Annotated in this window: 12 protein-coding genes; 8 read left to right on the plus strand and 4 right to left on the minus strand. The window is 64.5% G+C overall.

Features of this window, described 5'->3' with window-relative positions; all coding sequences use genetic code 11:
- Nucleotides 1–40: 40 nt before the first annotated feature.
- Both F3089_RS05225 and F3089_RS05230 read right to left on the minus strand, forming a co-directional pair.
- A complete protein-coding gene (locus F3089_RS05225) occupies nucleotides 41–1,183 on the minus strand; it encodes an acyl-CoA dehydrogenase family protein (RefSeq protein ID WP_151439782.1) in 1,143 nt (380 codons plus the stop codon).
- 11 nt (nucleotides 1,184–1,194) lie between these two features.
- Entirely contained in the window at nucleotides 1,195–2,391 is a 1,197-nt protein-coding gene (locus tag F3089_RS05230) for an acyl-CoA dehydrogenase family protein (RefSeq protein WP_151439783.1), read from the minus strand.
- A 415-nt stretch (nucleotides 2,392–2,806) separates the two neighbouring features.
- Here F3089_RS05230 and F3089_RS05235 point away from each other — a divergent pair, with 415 nt between their 5' ends.
- Nucleotides 2,807–4,126, plus strand: coding sequence for a DcaP family trimeric outer membrane transporter (locus F3089_RS05235; protein WP_225741679.1), 1,320 nt, complete (start codon nucleotides 2,807–2,809; stop codon nucleotides 4,124–4,126).
- 99 nt (nucleotides 4,127–4,225) lie between these two features.
- Here F3089_RS05235 and F3089_RS05240 read toward each other — a convergent pair whose 3' ends face one another.
- Together F3089_RS05240 and F3089_RS05245 are read right to left on the minus strand one after the other, a co-directional pair.
- On the minus strand, nucleotides 4,226–5,392 hold the full coding sequence (locus F3089_RS05240) for an acyl-CoA dehydrogenase (protein WP_151439784.1): 1,167 nt from the start codon (nucleotides 5,390–5,392) through the stop codon (nucleotides 4,226–4,228).
- 60 nt (nucleotides 5,393–5,452) lie between these two features.
- Nucleotides 5,453–6,658, minus strand: coding sequence for a 3-oxoadipyl-CoA thiolase (locus F3089_RS05245; RefSeq protein WP_151439785.1), 1,206 nt, complete (start codon nucleotides 6,656–6,658; stop codon nucleotides 5,453–5,455).
- A gap of 192 nt (nucleotides 6,659–6,850) precedes the next feature.
- Between F3089_RS05245 and F3089_RS05250 the strand changes: the two genes are divergently transcribed.
- The 7 genes from F3089_RS05250 (at nucleotide 6,851) to F3089_RS05280 (ending at nucleotide 17,188) form a co-directional block, all read left to right on the plus strand.
- The gene (locus F3089_RS05250; RefSeq protein ID WP_151439786.1) at nucleotides 6,851–8,197 is read left to right on the plus strand and encodes a hypothetical protein; all 1,347 of its coding nucleotides are present in this window, start codon (nucleotides 6,851–6,853) and stop codon (nucleotides 8,195–8,197) included.
- Nucleotides 8,198–8,345: 148 nt separating this feature from the next.
- On the plus strand, nucleotides 8,346–9,152 hold the full coding sequence (locus tag F3089_RS05255; protein ID WP_225741695.1) for an IclR family transcriptional regulator: 807 nt from the start codon (nucleotides 8,346–8,348) through the stop codon (nucleotides 9,150–9,152).
- A 336-nt stretch (nucleotides 9,153–9,488) separates the two neighbouring features.
- Entirely contained in the window at nucleotides 9,489–11,600 is a 2,112-nt protein-coding gene (locus F3089_RS05260) for a 3-hydroxyacyl-CoA dehydrogenase NAD-binding domain-containing protein (RefSeq protein ID WP_151439788.1), read from the plus strand.
- 9 nt (nucleotides 11,601–11,609) lie between these two features.
- Entirely contained in the window at nucleotides 11,610–12,794 is a 1,185-nt protein-coding gene (locus tag F3089_RS05265; RefSeq protein WP_151439789.1) for an acetyl-CoA C-acyltransferase, read from the plus strand.
- Nucleotides 12,795–12,806: 12 nt separating this feature from the next.
- On the plus strand, nucleotides 12,807–14,609 hold the full coding sequence (locus F3089_RS05270; protein WP_151439790.1) for an acyl-CoA dehydrogenase: 1,803 nt from the start codon (nucleotides 12,807–12,809) through the stop codon (nucleotides 14,607–14,609).
- A gap of 37 nt (nucleotides 14,610–14,646) precedes the next feature.
- Nucleotides 14,647–15,753: a zinc-binding dehydrogenase gene (locus F3089_RS05275; protein WP_151439791.1), complete on the plus strand. Its 1,107-nt coding sequence runs from the start codon at nucleotides 14,647–14,649 to the stop codon at nucleotides 15,751–15,753.
- A 19-nt stretch (nucleotides 15,754–15,772) separates the two neighbouring features.
- A complete protein-coding gene (locus tag F3089_RS05280; protein ID WP_151439792.1) occupies nucleotides 15,773–17,188 on the plus strand; it encodes an aldehyde dehydrogenase family protein in 1,416 nt (471 codons plus the stop codon).
- Nucleotides 17,189–17,199: the final 11 nt, after the last annotated feature.

Raw genomic sequence — 17,199 nt, forward strand, 5'->3', positions numbered from 1 at the left:
GGTCCCCGGGGTGGCCGGAGCCACCCCGGGTCAACGGGCATCAGCCTGCCTTGAGCAGGCTTGCGTACCGGTCCAGGTGGAAGTCCTCATCACCGAACTGGTGATTGATCATGATCAGCCGCTTGGCGTAGTGGCCCAGGCTGTACTCCCAGGTCATACCGATACCACCGTGGAGCTGGATGGCCTGCTCGGCGATGAACTGGCCGGCCCGGCCGATGACGTTCTTCGCCGCCGACAGGGCGCGGTCACGCTCGTCGCTGGGCTCGTCGTCGGCCACATTGGCCGCCAGGATCGCCATCGAGCGGGCCTGCTCCAGCTCCGAATTCATGTCCACCATGCGGTGCTGCAGCACCTGGAAGCGGCCGATGGGCACGCCGAACTGCTTGCGGGTCTTGAGGTACTCCAGCGTCAGGTTGACCGACTCCTCCATGGCGCCGATGGCTTCCGCGCACAGCGCCGCAACCGCGCGCCCGGCCTGGTACTGGATCACCTCGCCGGCGGCGCCCTCGGTACCGATGAGCGCATCCGCGCCGACCCGGACGTTATTGAGGAAGAGGTCGCAGCCCTTGGCGCCATCCATCGTACGGTAGACGCGGCGCTCCACGCCCTCAGCCTCCGGGTCGATGGCGAACAGGGAGAGACCCTCGCGGTCACGGGCGTCGCCGCTGGTGCGCGCGGAGACAAGGATCAGGTCCGCCACATGGCCACCGATCAGTACCCCCTTGCGGCCGTTGATCACGTAGCCCTCGCCCGAGCCCTCGGCACGGGTCTCGACATCATCGAGGTTGTAGTGGCTCTGGGGTTCCTGCAGGCCCACGGCCACCTTGAGCTCACCGGTCGCGATGCGGCCCAGCCAGTCGTTCTTCTGGCTCTCGCTGCCGGCCTGGGCGATCAGGCCCCCGCCCAGGATGACGGTCTGGCGGTAGGGCTCCAGGCACAGGCCCCGGCCCATCTCCGTCATGACCGACTGCACGTCCACGCCGGAACCGTTGAATCCGCCCATTTCCTCCGGGAAGGGCACGGCACAGAGTCCCAGCTCGCCGAGCTGGTTCCAGAAGGCCTCGCTGAAACCAAGCTCGGTCTCCTCCACTTCCAGTCGTGTCTGGAAGTCGTATTCGCCGCGGACCATGCGCGCCACGGTGTCCTGCAGCATCTGCTGATCTTCGTTGAGCGTGAAATCCATGGGTGCCTCCCTCAGAGCCCGAGAATCATTTTGCTGACGATGTTTTTCTGGATCTCGTTGGACCCACCGAAGATCGACAGCTTGCGCAAGTTGAAGTACTGCGGGGAAACGGCGGCGCCGTGCGGATCCGCAAGGTAGTCGCCCTCATAGCCGTCCTGCAGCTCCTCCTCCGGGAACGGCTGGGCGTAGGGGCCCATGGCGCGCCGTGCGAGATCGGAAATCGACTGGCGGATCTCGGTACCCCGGACCTTGAGCATGGAGCTTTCCGCGCCCGGAACGCCGCCGCCTTCGACGGAGGCGATGATGCGCAGGTTGCTGATCGAGGCGGCCTGCAGGTCAATCTCGATCTGGGCGACACGCGCGGCAAAGGTGGGGTCCTCAAGCAGCGGCCGGCCGTTTTTGCGCTGGCGTGACGCGATTCCCTTGAGGTGCTCCAGGGCGGCCTTGGAGTTCCCGATCCCGGCGAGGCCGGTACGCTCGTAGGTGAGCAGGTACTTGGCGTAGGTCCAGCCCTTGTCCTCCTCGCCCACGAGGTTCTCAACCGGCACCTTCACGTCGTCGAAGAAGACCTCGTTGACCTCGTGCTCCCCGTCGAGGGTGATGATCGGGCGCACCGTGACGCCGGGGGCGTCCATATCCATCAGCAGGAACGAGATGCCTTCCTGGGCCTTGACCTCGGTGTTGGTCCGGACCAGGCAGAAGATCTTGTTGGCGTGCTGGCCGAGGGTGGTCCAGGTCTTCTGGCCGTTGACGATGTAATGGTCGCCGTCGCGCACCGCGCGGGTCTTGACCGACGCCAGGTCTGAGCCGGCGCCCGGTTCCGAGTACCCCTGGCACCACCAGTCCTCGCCACTGAGGATGCGCGGCAGATAATACTGGCGCTGTTCCTCGGTGCCGAATTTGATGATGACCGGCGCCACCATGTTGACCCCGAACGGAATCACGCGCGGCGCCCCGTAGCGGTTGGACTCCTCGTCCCAGATGTGTTTCTGCACGGCCGACCACTCCACGCCGCCGTATTCCCTGGGCCAGTGGGTGGCGTACCAGCCCTGCTTGGTCAGGATCTGCTGCCAGCGCTCGTGGTTCTCACGGCTCAGGCGCCGCCCGCTCTTGACCTTGGCTGCGATGTCGGCCGGCAGCTTCTCTTCCAGGAAGCTCCGGACCTCGTCCCGGAAGGCCAACTCGTCGGCCGTGTAGTTCATGTTCATTGGTTGTCCTCTCGTCGGTCCATGCGAATGTCGTTCGAGATTGATTATCTAATTTCGGAATTATATACCGCATAGCAAAACTTATTCAAAGTGATGATGCCTTCTGTCCCACTTAAAGCGCAATAGTGGCCTTTCATGGCTTTGTTTGAAACCGTTCAGCAGAATCTGGTTCTGAATTCTTGTCTGGGCAAATTGTGTTCGCTATATTCGGTTTTACGGAAGTCGGTAGTGCTTTGCGGAACAATTATATACCGCATAGCGAAACTAGTGATCTTTGATCCACCGATGGCCGTGTCAGAGCAGAACGAAACCCGATAGGGGTGTCGTTCCGGGGCATCAGCTAACGGTCCCTGGCCGCAACGCTGCCCCGTGGAAGGCGCTTCTGATGACAACAAGACACAAGGCGAGGTTTGCAATGACAACAACAAAGCCATTCAAGACACATCCCTTAACCCGTGCCCTGGCCAGCCTCTCGCTGGCGGGTGCCCTGACAACACCGGCGCTGGCCCAGGATGCCCAGAGTGACGTCGAGGAACTCCGCGAACAGGTGCAGGAGCTGCAGCGGCGGATCGACAACGCGGTCTCAGAGGCACCGCAACCTGACCGGGACACCCCCTATCTGGTGCGTGACGGTGATGGCATCAAGATCGGGGAAACCACGATCTCCTTTGATGGTTTCATCAAGGCCGATGCGATATTCGGGTCCAATGGTGATGGCACGAAGAATGCCTACTCGGTCGGGTTGCCCAGGACGTTTGCGACCGCTGCGAGCAGCGGAGAAAGTGATTGGAAGACCGGGTTCACAGCCCGTGAAAGCCGGCTGGCGATAGGCTCGAAGACCGACGATGTTGCCGGTCATACCCTGCGGACGTACCTGGAGATGGATTTCAATCAGGGCGCTGATGCCCCCGGTAACGAGGTCGTTTCCAACAGCTACGCACCACGGTTGCGCCAGGCCTACGGTTCCTGGAACGGCTGGACCGCGGGCCAGACCTACACCACCTTCACGGATCTGGCCGCATTGCCGGATATCCTGAACCAGGGCTACATGGCCGCGTTTATCTACACGACACAGCCCCAGCTCCGTTACACGATGGCGGCTCCCGGCGGGAAGTTCATGGCGGCGCTCGAGAACCCGGAAGATGGTTTTGGCACTACGTCCTATGATGACCAGTCCTATCCGGACCTGACGGCACGCTACCAGCTGCGGAACCGGTATGGTATCTATTCCCTTTCCGGGATGCTGCGGAACCTGGAACACGACAATCCCAGTGGTGAGGATGATGAGAAGCTGGGCGGGGCGGTATCGCTGAGTGCCCGGATCCCAACGGTCGGGCGGGATGACCTGCGCCTGCAGTACAGCTACGGCCACCTGGGACGTTACATGGGGCTGTTCACCTACCCCGATGTGGACCTTGGAGAGCAGGCTGCTGGCGAGGTTGATCCGCTGACGACCTACGGGGCAACCGCGGCGTATCGCCACTTCTGGAGCCCCACCTGGCGTTCCAGTCTGGTGCTGTCCCAGACGGAAATCGTTGAGGACCTGGCGTTCAGTCCTTCAGGCGCCCTGGGTGATTTCGACAAAGCAGCGTCTATCCACGCGAACCTGATCTGGCAGGCGCATGAGAATTTCCAGGTTGGGCTCGAATATGCTCACTGGGATTTCCGCGCTATTGCCGACGACAGCAACTCCCAGTACGAGCAGGTCATGGCATCGGCGAAATACTCGTTCTGAGTGGCATCATCTCTGCGGGCCTGGGCACCAGGCCCGCTAACCCTGTAATCAGAACACCCCGGCGGGAAGCCGGGGTGTTTTTTTGGGTGAGGCCCGGGGTCAGCTGAACGCCGGGATACCGGTCTGGCCGCGGCCCAGGATCAGGGCGTGGATGTCGTGGGTGCCTTCGTAGGTGTTAACGGCCTCAAGGTTCATGGCGTGGCGGATGACGTGGTATTCGTCGGAAATGCCGTTGCCGCCATGCATGTCCCGGGCAGTCCGGGCAATCTCCAGGGCCTTGCCGCAGTTGTTGCGTTTCAGCAGTGAGACGGCATCCGGCGTGGCCGTGCCGTCGTCCATCATGCGCCCAAGCTGAAGCACGGACTGCAGGCCCAGCGTGATCTCGGTCTGCATGTCCACGAGCTTTTTCTGGACCAGCTGGTTGGCGGCCAGGGGCCGGTCGAACTGCTTGCGTTCCAGGGTATAGTCGCGCGCGGCGTGCCAGCAGAATTCCGCGGCACCCAGCGCACCCCAGCAGATGCCGTACCGGGCCTTGTTCAGACAACTGAACGGCCCCTTGAGGCCTTCCACGTCCAGCTTGTTCTCCTCCGGCACAAAGACCTCGTCCATGAAGATGGAGCCGGTTTCGGAGGCGCGCAGGGAGAACTTGCCGTCGAGCTTAGGCGTATCCAGGCCCTCGGCGCCGCGCTCCAGGACAAAGCCGGTCACGGTGCCCTCAAGCTTGGCCCAGACCACGAAGACATCGGCGATGGGCGAGTTGGTGATCCAGGTCTTGGAGCCACTCACGCGGTAGCCGCCATCCACCTTCACGGCCTTGGTTTCCATGCTGCCGGGATCGGAGCCGTGGTTGGGTTCGGTCAGGCCGAAGCAGCCAACTTTGCGGCCGGCCGCCAGTTCCGGAAGCAGACGCTTTTTCAGGGGCTCCCGGGCAAACGAGTGGATCGGGTGCATGACCAGCGACGACTGGACGCTCAGGGCGGAACGATAGGCTGAATCCACCCGCTCGACTTCGCGCGCGATCAGGCCATAGCAGACATGGTTCATTCCCGGGCCGCCATATTCCTCGGGCAGTGTTGCGCCGAGCATGCCCAGCTCGCCCATGTCGGTGAAGATGGTGCGATCGAACTCTTCGTGCCGGTTGGCCTGGATGATACCGGGCATCAGCCGCTTGTCGCAGAAACCGCGAATGCTGTCGCGGACCTGGCGTTCGGTCTCGTCCAGGCGGGATTCGAGGGAGAGCAGGTCGTCCCAGGGTGCAGCAGCCATTAGCTTACTCCTGAATCTGTAGGGTTGGGGCGGGCGACGGTCCTACCGGACCCGGGCCCGTCATTCGGTAACGCGTTCCAGGACCGCGGCAATGCCCTGGCCGACGCCGATGCACATGCTGATCAGCGCGTAGCGGCCCTCCACCTGTTCCAGCTGGCGGGTTGCCGTGAGCGCGATCCGGGCCCCGGAGGCCCCCAGCGGGTGGCCGACCGCGATGGCGCCCCCGTTTGGGTTCAGCCGGGGATCCGTGGGATCCAGGCCAAGCCGGGTGGTGCAGCCGAGTACCTGGGCGGCGAAGGCCTCGTTGATCTCGATCACATCCATGTCGTCCACGCTCAGACCGGCACGCGCGAGCGCTTTCTCGCTCGACGGTACGGGTCCGTAACCCATCACACGCGGAGCGACCCCGGCGATGGCGGCTGAGACGATCCGCGCTCTGGGCCGGACCCCGGCCTTCTCGCCCGCTTCCCGCGAGCCGATGATCAGGGCCGCGGCCCCGTCGTTGATGCCGGAGGCGTTGCCTGCGGTAACCACGCCGCCGTCGAACAGAGGCTTGAGCCCGGACAGGGCGTCGATGGTGGACTGGGGGCGAGGGTGCTCGTCCTGGTCCACGCTCACTGGTGGCTTTCGACGCCCCTGGGGCACCTCGATGGGCTGCAGCTCGCCGTCATAGAAGCCGGATTTCAGGGCCGCATCATAACGTGCCTGGCTCTGGGCCGCGTACTGGTCGACCGCCTCCCGTGAGAGGCCCATTTCCGCGGCAATGTTGTCCGCCGTCTGCGGCATGCTGTCGTTGCCGAAAACCTGCTCGATGCGCGGGTTGGGGAAGCGGGCGCCGATGGTGCTGTCGTAGGCCCGGAGGTCGCGGCCAAACGGTGTTTCGCTCTTGGCGAAGACAAAGGGCGCACGGCTCATGCTCTCGGTGCCGCCGGCAACGAACAGGTCCCCTTCGCCGCAGCGGACGGCGCGGGCCGCGTCTACGATGGCGGCCAGCCCGGAGCCGCACAGCCGGTTAACAGTCAGTCCGCCGGTTTCCAGTGGGAGGCCGGCCATGAGTCCGGCGTGGCGGGCCACGTTACGGGCATCCTCGCCGGCCTGGTTGGTGCAGCCGGCGATGACGTCCTCGTAGTCGGCCTGATCGAAGCTGTTCCGTTCGATCACGTGCTGGATGACGCTGCTCAGCAGGTCGTCCGGGCGCACGGGTGCCAGGGCGCCGGCGTGGCGCCCGAAGGGTGTTCTCAGGCCATCGTAGATGTACGCGGACATGCTTTCCCCCATGCAGGTGCTAAGGCGCTCACCCCGACCGTTTTCGTGGCTCCAACAGTCCGGCTGGATGAGCTATGGTGTCAATAATGTTATAATAGTTTTGCTTGGCAGAACGTTGTTCTGTAATTGGTTCAGGTTAGCGCGAGGATTGTCGCCAATGCAAGTCGTTCCGGACGGCGGGGGGCGCGCCCCATGACGCGTTACGTTCTGCCGTTCGCGGCCCTGTGCGAGCTGGTGGCGCTGGTCAGTGGTGTGGCGTCGCTCAGCATGGTCGCCGGAGGCGCGTTCCTGGTGTATTTCCTGTTCCGGATTCCCCACCTCGAGGGTTACGCCCGATACCTGATGCTCACCGCCGTCACGGTGATCGCCGGCCTGCTCGCCGGCGGCCGCCTGAGCGGGCCCGAGCTGGGTGAGGCGGCCACAGCCGCGGCCTTCTACGGAACCTTCCTGGGCAGCCTGGGCACGATGCAGTGCCTGGTCAGGCGTTTTGAACTGCTTCGCCGGGCCCACGATGTGCTCCTGGCCGGGCGGCCGGTCTGGCTTTACCCCAAGTACGTTCTGACCAGCTGCACCATCGCCTCGGTGCTGAGCTTCGGGGTGATGAACCTGCTGTGCGGCTCCCTGCCGGAAACCCTTCGCCAGCGCGGCATCACGGGGAAGGCCCGCACGCGCTGGCTGCGCAGCATCCTGACCAGCACCCTGCGCGGTTTTGCCCTGGTGCCGCTCATCGCGCCCACCAGCGTGGCCGTTGCCATCATCACCCGGGAGGTGCCCGCCCTGGGCTGGGCTCAGATGCTGCCCTTCACGCTGGTTGCAGCCCTGGTGTTCGTGGCGGTGGGCTGGCTGACGGAGCACCGGCGCTTCACGGCGGTCAGTGCCCAGCGCACCGAGCTCGGCGGCTGGCCATCCGGCACCGGGCAGCTGCTCGCGGTGGTGGGGGCGGTCTTTGCGGGCATCACGCTGTTGGCGACGCTGACACCCCTGAACGTCTCGCGGGCCGCGATGCTGTGCGTGCCCGGCATTACCTTCCTTTATATGGCGTTGAAAGACGAGTCCCCGGCCGGGGCCGCCACGGAGATGGTCAACAGTGTGGCCGGGCTGGGTAATGAAATCTGTATTTTTGCCGCCTCGGCGGCGCTGGGGGTGACACTCTCCGCCCAGGTGCCCGCCGAGCTCCTGTCGCAGCTCCTGGAGGGGCAGGCCAGCCTGTTCATGCTGATGGCGGGCAGCCTGCTGATCCTACCGCTGTTTGCCTGCGCCGGCATTGCGCCCATTACCGTTTTGAGTTTCCTGGCCGGGGTGCTGGGCGAGTTGGTGGCCTCAGGGCTTGATCCGCTGCTGGTGGCGGTGGCACTGGCGATCGGGTTTTCCCTGGCGATGATGCTGTCGCCCTTTGGTCCCTCGGTGATGCTGCTCTCCCGCTTTGCCGGCATGTCACGCTGGGTGGTGGCCTTCGGCTGGAACGGCCGGTTTGCCCTGGCGTCGATTCCCCTGATGCTTGTCCTCCTCTGGGTTTGCCAGTACGGGGCAATGCCCTGAATCGCAAGAGGAAGATGAAAAAGCGACACAAATAAGCTAGAATGTTTCGCATAGCAGAATCTGGGGCCATAAAATGCATTACGCGCACGCAATGGCACCGCAACATTCAGACGAGGTAAGGCACTGCTCTATGGCAAACGATGAGATCATGACCCCGGACCTGGCGCTGGCGTCGGAAGAGGCCCGTTCCAAGGAGCCGGAAAAGGACCGCAAGTTCGTTGAGGCGCTCTCGCGGGGGCTCGACGTCCTGCGGGCATTCAGTCAGGGGTCGGTGATCCTGGGCAACCAGGATATTGCCCACATTACAGGCTTGCCCAAGCCGACCGTGTCGCGCATGACGCACACGCTGACCCGGCTGGGTTACCTCAGCTACAACCCGGTCTTCGAGAAGTACCAGCTGAGCGCGGGGGTGCTGGCGCTGGGCTATGCCTATGTCTCGAACCTCAAGGTCCGCCAGCTCGCCAAGCCCTACATGGAAGAGTTTGCCCGCCGCACCAACATGTCGGTGGGGCTGACCTGTCATGACCGCCTGCACATGATCTACGTGGAGAACCGGATGCCCCCGGAGGCCACGCTGCTGCGCATGGAAATCGGTCTGCGACTGCCCATGGCTACCACTTCCGCGGGCCGGACCTACTGTGCCGCGGTCAGCGAGAGTGTCCGCACCATCCTCATGGACGGCATGGCCAAGAAATACGGGGACCAGTGGCCTGAAAAGAAGGAAGGGCTGGAGCGCGCGATCGAGGACTACAAGACCTCGGGCTTCTGCCTCTCCGTGGGCGAGTGGGACCGCAACATCAACTCCGCCGGCGCTCCCATCGTCCTGGAAGACGGGACCACCATGGTGCTGACCTGCGCGGCGCCCTCCTACCAGATCTCGGGCGAGGAGCTGCGTAACACCATCGCGCCGCAGATCACCATGCTGGCGGGTGACATCGAGTCACTCGGCGGCTGAGGAGCCCCGGGCCCTGACCCGGACGCCCCTTTTCGGCCGGCCTCCGTTTCCCCGGAGTCGCCGGCCTTTCCCCCTGATGCTGCAATCATCCCTCGGATTCCCCGGATTCCCCGGATTCCCCGGATCCCGCTGATCCGTTCCGTCCAGTGCGGATCGCCCATGCTTCCCGTTATCGCCCTCATGCCGCGCCATGAGCGGCTCGCGCCTGCGTAAATCGTCGCTCCGTCCGACCTCCGGCTCCAATCATCTATTGAAACAGCTTCCGAAAATCGTTTTAATCGGGTCATGGTTTCGCTTGTTAAAACTTAATTCCGTAAAACCGACAAGGAGAGCGACATGTCCGACGTCGTCACCTATCAGCGTGAAGGCGCCATCGGCGTTATCACCGTGAACTATCCCCCGGTTAACGCCCTGAGCCAGGCCGTACGCTCCGGCCTGCTCGACGCGCTCGACCAGGGCCAGAAGGACGCCGATGCGAAGGTGCTTCTGCTGGTCTGTGAAGGTAAGACCTTTATCGCCGGGGCTGACATCCGGGAATTCGGTAAGCCCATGCAGGAGCCGGCCCTGCCGTCAGTGGTGGAGGCCTACGAAAACAGCGACAAGCCGATTGTTGCCGCTATTCACGGCACCGCGCTGGGCGGTGGTCTGGAGGTGGCGCTGGGTTGTGACTACCGGGTTGCGCTCGACAGTGCCCGGGTTGGTCTGCCTGAGGTCAAGCTCGGGTTGCTGCCCGGCGCGGGTGGAACCCAGCGTCTGCCGCGCCTGGCCGGTGCTCACAAGTCGCTGACGATGATTACCTCCGGCGATTTTATTCCGGCGAGCGACGCGCTTGAGTCGGGCATTGTCGATGGTGTTGAGTCCGGCTCCGACAGCCGGGCGGTTGGTCTCGCCTTTGCGCAGAAGGTGATCGACGAGGGCAGGCCCACTCGCCGTGTGCGGGATCTCGCCGACACACTCAAGGCCGACAGGGGCAGCGAGGTGTTCGGTGAGTTCCGTGCCAGTCTCGAGAAGAAAGCGCGAGGGCTGTTCGCGCCCTTCAAGTGCGTTGACGCCGTCGAGGCGGCCTTTGAGCTGCCGTTCGAAAAGGGCATGCAGCGCGAGCGCGAGCTCTTCCAGGAATGCATGGAATCCCCGCAACGCGCCGGGCTGGTCCACGCCTTCTTCGCCGAGCGCGAAGTCTCCAAGGTTCCGGGGCTGCCCAAGGACACCCCGGTGCGCGACGTCGAGCGCGTGGGCATCATCGGCGCCGGCACCATGGGCGGCGGTATCGCCATGAACTTCGCCAACGCCGGCATCCCGGTGCGGCTTCTGGAAGTCAAGCAGGAGGCGCTGGACAAAGGGCTCAGCGTGATCCGCCGCAACTATGAGAATTCCGCGAAAAAGGGCCGCATCACGCAGGAGCAGGTGGAGCAGCGCATGGCGCTGATCGAGCCGACCCTCTCCTACGATGATTTCGCGGACGTGGACCTGGTAATCGAGGCGGTGTTCGAGGAGATGAGCATCAAGAAGGACATCTTCTCGACCCTCGACCGCGTCTGTAAGCAGGGCGCCATCCTGGCTTCCAATACCTCGACGCTGGATATCGACGAGATCGCATCCTCGACGGCCCGCCCGGCGGACGTGGTGGGCATGCACTTCTTCAGCCCCGCCAACGTGATGAAGCTGCTGGAAAACGTGGCCGGCAGCAATACGGCCAATGACGTCAAGGCTACGGTCATGAGCCTGGCCAAACGCATCGGCAAGGTCGGCGTGCTGGTCGGCAACTGCTACGGCTTCGTGGGCAACCGGATGCTCCACCGGCGCGGCGCGGAAGCCACGGCCCTGGTCAACGAGGGCGCTTCCCCGCAGCAGGTGGACCGGGTCCTGACGGACTTCGGCTTCCCCATGGGCCAATTCGCCATGTCGGATCTTGCTGGCATTGATGTGGGCTACCGCATCCGCGAGGAGCGGCGCAAGGCCGGCGAGGACATCCCGCCGAACTGGACGGACAAGCTGGTTGAACAGGGCCGGCTCGGCCAGAAGACCCAGGCCGGGATCTACAAGTACGAAGAAGGTAATCGACAGCCGATTCCCGATCCCGAGGTGGACCGGCTGATCGAGCAGTTCCGCGAGGAGCAGGGCATCCAGGCGCGGGAGGTCCCGGACCAGGAGATCCTCGAACGCTGCATGTACGTGATGATCAACGAGGGCGCGAAGATCCTGGAGGAAGGCATTGCCGCCCGCTCTCTGGATGTGGATGTGACCTGGATCTACGGCTATGGCTTCCCCTCCTACCGGGGCGGGCCCATGTTCTGGGCGGACCAGATCGGGGTCGACACGATCCGCGACACCGTCAGGCGCTTCCACGACACCCTTGGCGGCGACCAGTGGCAACCCGCCGCCCTGCTGGAACGACTGGCTGATGAAGGCAGCACCTTCGCCAGCCTCAATGCCAACACCGCTTCCTGAGGAAATTCCATGTCTGATGCAGTCATTGTCTCAACCGCGCGCACCGGCCTGGGCAAGTCCTACCGGGGCGCGCTGAACGATACCCACAGCGTGGACCTGGCCGGCCACGTGATCCGCCACGCCGTCGAGCGGGCCGGGCTTGATCCCCAGGTGGTCGAGGACGTGATCCTTGGCGCCACCTTCCACGAGGGCGCCCAGGGCAAGAACATGGCCCGCCTGGCAGCGGTCCGCGCCGGGCTGCCGGTCACCACCGCCGGGGTTTCCATCAACCGCTTCTGCAGCTCCGGGTTGCAGGCGATCGCCATGGCCTCGCAGCGGGTCGTCTCCGAGAAGGTGCCGGCCATGGTTGCCGGCGGCGTGGAGTCGATCAGCATGGTCCAGAACGAGCACATCAACCAGTTCCGCGCCACCAATGAGTGGCTGATGGCGAACAAGCCGGAACTGTATCTCTCCATGATCGAGACGGCGGACATTGTCGCCAAGCGCTATGGCATTTCCCGCGAGGCCCAGGACGAGTATGCCCTGGCCAGCCAGCAGCGCACGGCGGCGGCCCAGGAGGCCGGTTACTTCAATGATGAGATCGTGCCCTTCGAGACCACGATGAAGGTCAAGGACAAGGAAACGGGCGAGGTCAGCGAGAAGGACGTGACCCTGACCACGGACGAGTGCAACCGCCCGGGCACCACCCTTGAGGGCCTGGCCGGCCTCGAGCCGGTGCGGGGCGAGGACCAGTTCGTGACCGCCGGCAATGCCAGCCAGCTCTCCGACGGCGCGTCGGTCTGCACGGTCATGAACAGCACCTACGCGGAAAAGAACAACATCGAGCCCATGGGCATTTTCCGGGGCTTCTCGGTGGCGGCCTGCGAGCCCGACGAGATGGGCATCGGCCCGGTCTACGCCATTCCGCGCCTGCTTGAGCGCACCGGCCTGAGCATGGACGACATTGACCTCTGGGAGCTCAACGAAGCCTTCGCCTCCCAGGTGGTCTACTGCCGCGACCGGCTCGGCATCCCCATGGATCGGCTCAACGTCAACGGCGGGTCGATCTCCATCGGCCATCCCTACGGTGTCACCGGTTCACGCCTGACCGGCCATGCCCTGATCGAGGGCAAGCGCCGGGGTGCCAAGTACGTGGTGGTGACCATGTGCGTCGGGGGTGGCCAGGGCGCCGCCGGTCTGTTCGAGGTCGTCTGAATCGGGGGTTCCATGGATCAGCACATCATCAACCCCGAGGATCTGGCGTTCCAGCTTTTCGAGCTCCATCGCACGGAGGAGCTGCTGGCCTATGAGCGCTACGCCGATCACAGTCCGGAAACGCTCCAGGCGGCCCTGGACCTGGCCCTGCGCGTGGCGGCGGAGGAATTCGCCCCGCACGCCCGGCTGGTGGATGAAGAGGAGCCGAGCTTCGAGGACGGCCGGGTGGTGATGCGCCCGGAAGTCGGGAAAGCGCTCGGCGTCCTGGGCGAGACCGGGTTGATGGCGGCCGGGCAGGACTATGAGCGGGGTGGCATGCAGCTGCCTGCCACCGTTTCCCAGATGTGTGTCGGGCTGCTCAAGGGCGCCAACGTCGGCACCCAGGGGTACGCCGGGCTGACCATGGCCGCCGCCAACCTGATCCTGGCCCATGGCTCGGAGGCCCAGAAGGCCCGTTACGCCGAGCCCATGATCGCGGGTCGGTTCTTCGGAACCATGTGCCTGACCGAGCCCCATGCCGGTTCCTCGCTGGGCGATCTGCGCACCCGCGCAACGCCGCAGGATGACGGCAGTTACCGCCTCAAGGGCAATAAGATCTTCATCTCCGGGGGCGACCATGAGCTCAGCGAGAACATCGTGCACATGGTACTGGCACGCCTGCCGGACGCGCCGCCCGGCGTTAAGGGGATCTCGCTGTTCCTGGTGCCCAAGTACCTCGTCAATGACGACGGCACCACCGGTGAGCGCAACGATGTGTCCCTGGCCGGGCTGATCCACAAGATGGGCTATCGCGGCACCACCTCCACCATGCTCAACTTCGGTGAGAACGAGGGCGCCGTGGGCTACCTCGTTGGTGAGCCCAACAAGGGCCTGGCGGCGATGTTCCACATGATGAACGAGGCCCGGATCGGGGTCGGTCTCGGCTCGGTCATGCTCGGCTATACTGGTTACCTCCACTCGCTGGACTACGCCCGGGAACGCCGCCAGGGCCGCCCCCTGGGCGACAAGGATCCCGGCTCGGACCAGGTCCCGCTGATCCGGCACCCGGATATCCGCCGCATGCTGCTGGCCCAGAAAGCCTATGTGGAAGGCGGACTGGCCCTGTGCCTGGAAGGGGCGCGACTGGTGGATGACCAGCGCCATGCCGGGGATGACACCCAGCGGGACGAGGCCGCGGGGCTTCTGGACCTGCTGACGCCGCTGATGAAGTCATGGCCGTCGCAGTTCTGCCTGGAGGCCAACAGCCTGGCCATCCAGGTGCTCGGGGGCTACGGCTACACCCGGGATTATCCGGTGGAACAGTTCTACAGAGACAACCGGCTCAATCCCATCCATGAGGGCACCCACGGGATCCAGGGCCTGGACCTGCTTGGGCGCAAGGTAATCATGGCCGAAGGGCGCTACTACCGGGCCCTGATGGACCGGATTGACCGCACCATCAGTGACGCGCGCGGGGAACGCGAGCTGGCGGACAACGCCGAGCGTCTGGAGGCGGCGGTTGACCGGCTCAATAGCGCCACGGATGCGATCAACAAGGTGCGGGCGGCTGGGGATACCGAAAGGGCCCTGGCGAACGCCTCGCTCTACCTGGAAGCCATGGGCCACGTCGTGGTCGGCTGGTTGTGGCTGCGCCAGGCCCGCCTGGCCCTGACCGGCATTGCCGAGGGTGGCCCGCAAACCGAGGCGTTCTATCGCGGCAAGCTGAAAGCCTGTGACTACTTCGCCCGCTACGAATTGCCACGGGTGACATCGCTGTCCGGCCTGCTGGCCGAGGTCGACGACACAGCCCTGACCATGGCGGAAGACAGTTTCTAGAGCCGGGTCGGGCAAGGTTCAAAAAGGAGATCGGACAATGGTACGGGAAGCAAAAGCAGCGGTCTGTCGGGCCTGGGATGAACCCATAACGGTGGAGACCATCCAGGTTGCACCGCCCGGGCGCAATGAGATCACGATCAAGGTGGCGGCCTGCGGGGTCTGCCACAGTGACCTGTCCGCCGCCACCGGCAAGATCCAGTACCCACCACCCCTGGTGCTGGGCCACGAAGCGGCTGGTGTCGTGATCGAGGTCGGGGAGGGGGTGACCGACCTCAAGGAAGGCGACCATGTCGCCAGCACCTTTGTTTCAATGTGCGGCAAGTGCCGCCAGTGCGTGCGCGGCCGCCCTGTTCTCTGCGAGAAGGCTCAAAAGGCCATGTTCACGCTGCCGGACGGCACGGTCCGGACGACCGACTCAGAGGGCAATGACCTGAATGTCTTCGGTGCCTGCGGCGTGATGGCGGAGTACGCCACCCTGCACGTGGACAACGCCGTCCGGATCGAGGAGGGCGTTCCACTCCAGAATGCCGCACTGGTCGGGTGTGCCGTGATGACCGGGGTCGGGGCCGTGTTCAACACGGCCCGGCTGGAGCCCGGCTCCCGCGCCGCGGTCTTCGGCATCGGCGGCGTCGGGCTCAACGCCGTTCAGGGCTGTGATACCGCGGGCGCTGAGATGATCGTTGCGGTGGATAACAGCGAGTCGAAGCTGGAGCGGGCCAGGGCTTTCGGTGCGACCCACACCGTGAACATCAACGAGGTCGAGGATGCCGGCAAGGCGGTGAAAAAGCTGACGGGCGGCGTGGACTACGCCTTCGAGTGTGTCGGCGCGGGGGCGGTTGTTTCCCAGGCGTATCGCTGCCTTGCCCGTGGCGGAACGGCGGTCGTGGTAGGCGTGGCCGACCCCAGCGACAGAACCGAGATTGGAACGCTGTCACTGCCCGCCGACGAGCGTACGCTCAAGGGTAGCTGGCTGGGGTCCGCCCGGCCGCAGTATGACTTCCCGCGGATCCTGGCGCTGTACGAAGCGGGCAAGCTCAAGCTGGACGAACTCATTACCCAGACCTACACCATTGAACAGGCACCAGAGGCGTTCGACGATATGGTCTCGGGCAAGAATGCACGCGGCGTGATTGTCTTTGAATAACGCCCAGGAGGACACGGTCATGAAGAACCTGAACAAGCTCTACATCAACGGTGAATGGGAGGACTGGAGCGGCCAGACCCTCAAGGTTCACGAAGCCGCCACCGGCGAGGTGATGGCGGAAGTGCCGGCGGCCGGCCGGGCCGAGATGGACCGTGCCGTCGATTCGGCCCACCAGGCCTTCGAGAGCTGGTCCCGGACCAGCCGTGACGAGCGCCTGGCCATCCTGAAGCAACTGCTGGACGGGCTGAATACCCGGGCCCCGGAGATCGCTGAAACCGTCTCCCGCGAGGTGGGCATGCCGGCGAAACTGGCGGGCCAGATCCAGGCCGGCATGCCCATTGCCACCACCCAGTCCTACGTCGAGCTGTTGCCGGAGTATGACTTCACGGAACAGGTCGGCAACTCCGAGGTCCAGTATGCCCCGGTCGGGGTGGTCGGGTGCATCACCCCCTGGAACTACCCCCTGCACCAGGTCATGCTGAAAGTGGTTCCGGCCCTGGCGGCGGGTTGCACCGTCGTGCTCAAACCCAGTGAGATCGCCCCCGGCAGCGCCTTCATCCTGGCCGAGATCCTTGAGGGTACGGACCTGCCGAAAGGGGTCTTCAACATGGTCTGCGGCCTCGGGGAGGAGGCGGGCGACACCCTGATCCGGCACCCGCGGGTCAACATGCTGTCCTTCACCGGCTCGCCGCAGACCGGGCACCGGGTGGCTCACGCCGCCGCCGACGACTTCAAGCGTTTTGCCCTGGAACTGGGTGGCAAGTCGGCCTCCGTGATCCTGCCCGACGCGGACCTGAAGGCCGCCGTGAAGGGGACCGTGAACAACTGCCTGCTCAACTCGGGCCAGACCTGCACGGCCCTGACCCGCATGCTGGTCCCGCAGGAAATGCACGACCAGGCCTGTGAACTGGCGGCGGAAGCCGTTGCCAAGATGACCCCGGGCAATCCGCTGGACGAGGGCACGCGGCTTGGCCCGCTGGCGTCGGCCGAGCAGCGCGACAGGGTGTTCCAGTACATCCGGCTGGGCATTGAGGAAGGGGCCAAGCTGGTCACCGGTGGCGCCGAGGCCCCGGAAGGCCTGGACCAGGGCTACTTCGTCCGGCCCACGGTCTTCGGCAACGTCGACCCCGAAAGCCGGATCGCCCAGGAGGAAATCTTCGGGCCCGTGCTCTGCGTGATTCCCTATTCCGACGAACAGGAGGCGGTCCGTATTGCCAATGGCACGCCCTATGGCCTGTCCGGTGCCGTCTGGTCCGGGGATGCCGACAGGGCGAAGCGGATTGCCGGGGAGCTGCGTACCGGCCAGGTGTTCGTCAACGGTGGCGCCTTTAACCCGAAGGCCCCCTTCGGTGGCTTTGGCCACTCGGGCATCGGGCGGGAATTCGGCAAATGGGGGCTCGAGGAGTTCCTGGAAGTACGGGCCCTTCAGCTGTAACAGAGGAGACT

Origin of the sequence: Halospina sp. K52047b, from assembly GCF_008709855.1 — a bacterium.
In the GTDB taxonomy this organism is placed as follows: domain Bacteria; phylum Pseudomonadota; class Gammaproteobacteria; order Pseudomonadales; family Oleiphilaceae; genus Halospina; species Halospina utahensis_B.

What these genes read in the sequence shown, in the direction of transcription:
- F3089_RS05225 (WP_151439782.1), bottom strand. Translation starts at nt 1,183, where the DNA reads ATGGATTTCACGCTCAACGAAGATCAGCAGATGCTGCAGGACACCGTG.
- F3089_RS05230 (WP_151439783.1), bottom strand. Translation starts at nt 2,391, where the DNA reads ATGAACATGAACTACACGGCCGACGAGTTGGCCTTCCGGGACGAGGTC.
- F3089_RS05235 (WP_225741679.1), top strand. Translation starts at nt 2,807, where the DNA reads ATGACAACAACAAAGCCATTCAAGACACATCCCTTAACCCGTGCCCTG.
- F3089_RS05240 (WP_151439784.1), bottom strand. Translation starts at nt 5,392, where the DNA reads ATGGCTGCTGCACCCTGGGACGACCTGCTCTCCCTCGAATCCCGCCTG.
- F3089_RS05245 (WP_151439785.1), bottom strand. Translation starts at nt 6,658, where the DNA reads ATGTCCGCGTACATCTACGATGGCCTGAGAACACCCTTCGGGCGCCAC.
- F3089_RS05250 (WP_151439786.1), top strand. Translation starts at nt 6,851, where the DNA reads ATGACGCGTTACGTTCTGCCGTTCGCGGCCCTGTGCGAGCTGGTGGCG.
- F3089_RS05255 (WP_225741695.1), top strand. Translation starts at nt 8,346, where the DNA reads ATGACCCCGGACCTGGCGCTGGCGTCGGAAGAGGCCCGTTCCAAGGAG.
- F3089_RS05260 (WP_151439788.1), top strand. Translation starts at nt 9,489, where the DNA reads ATGTCCGACGTCGTCACCTATCAGCGTGAAGGCGCCATCGGCGTTATC.
- F3089_RS05265 (WP_151439789.1), top strand. Translation starts at nt 11,610, where the DNA reads ATGTCTGATGCAGTCATTGTCTCAACCGCGCGCACCGGCCTGGGCAAG.
- F3089_RS05270 (WP_151439790.1), top strand. Translation starts at nt 12,807, where the DNA reads ATGGATCAGCACATCATCAACCCCGAGGATCTGGCGTTCCAGCTTTTC.
- F3089_RS05275 (WP_151439791.1), top strand. Translation starts at nt 14,647, where the DNA reads ATGGTACGGGAAGCAAAAGCAGCGGTCTGTCGGGCCTGGGATGAACCC.
- F3089_RS05280 (WP_151439792.1), top strand. Translation starts at nt 15,773, where the DNA reads ATGAAGAACCTGAACAAGCTCTACATCAACGGTGAATGGGAGGACTGG.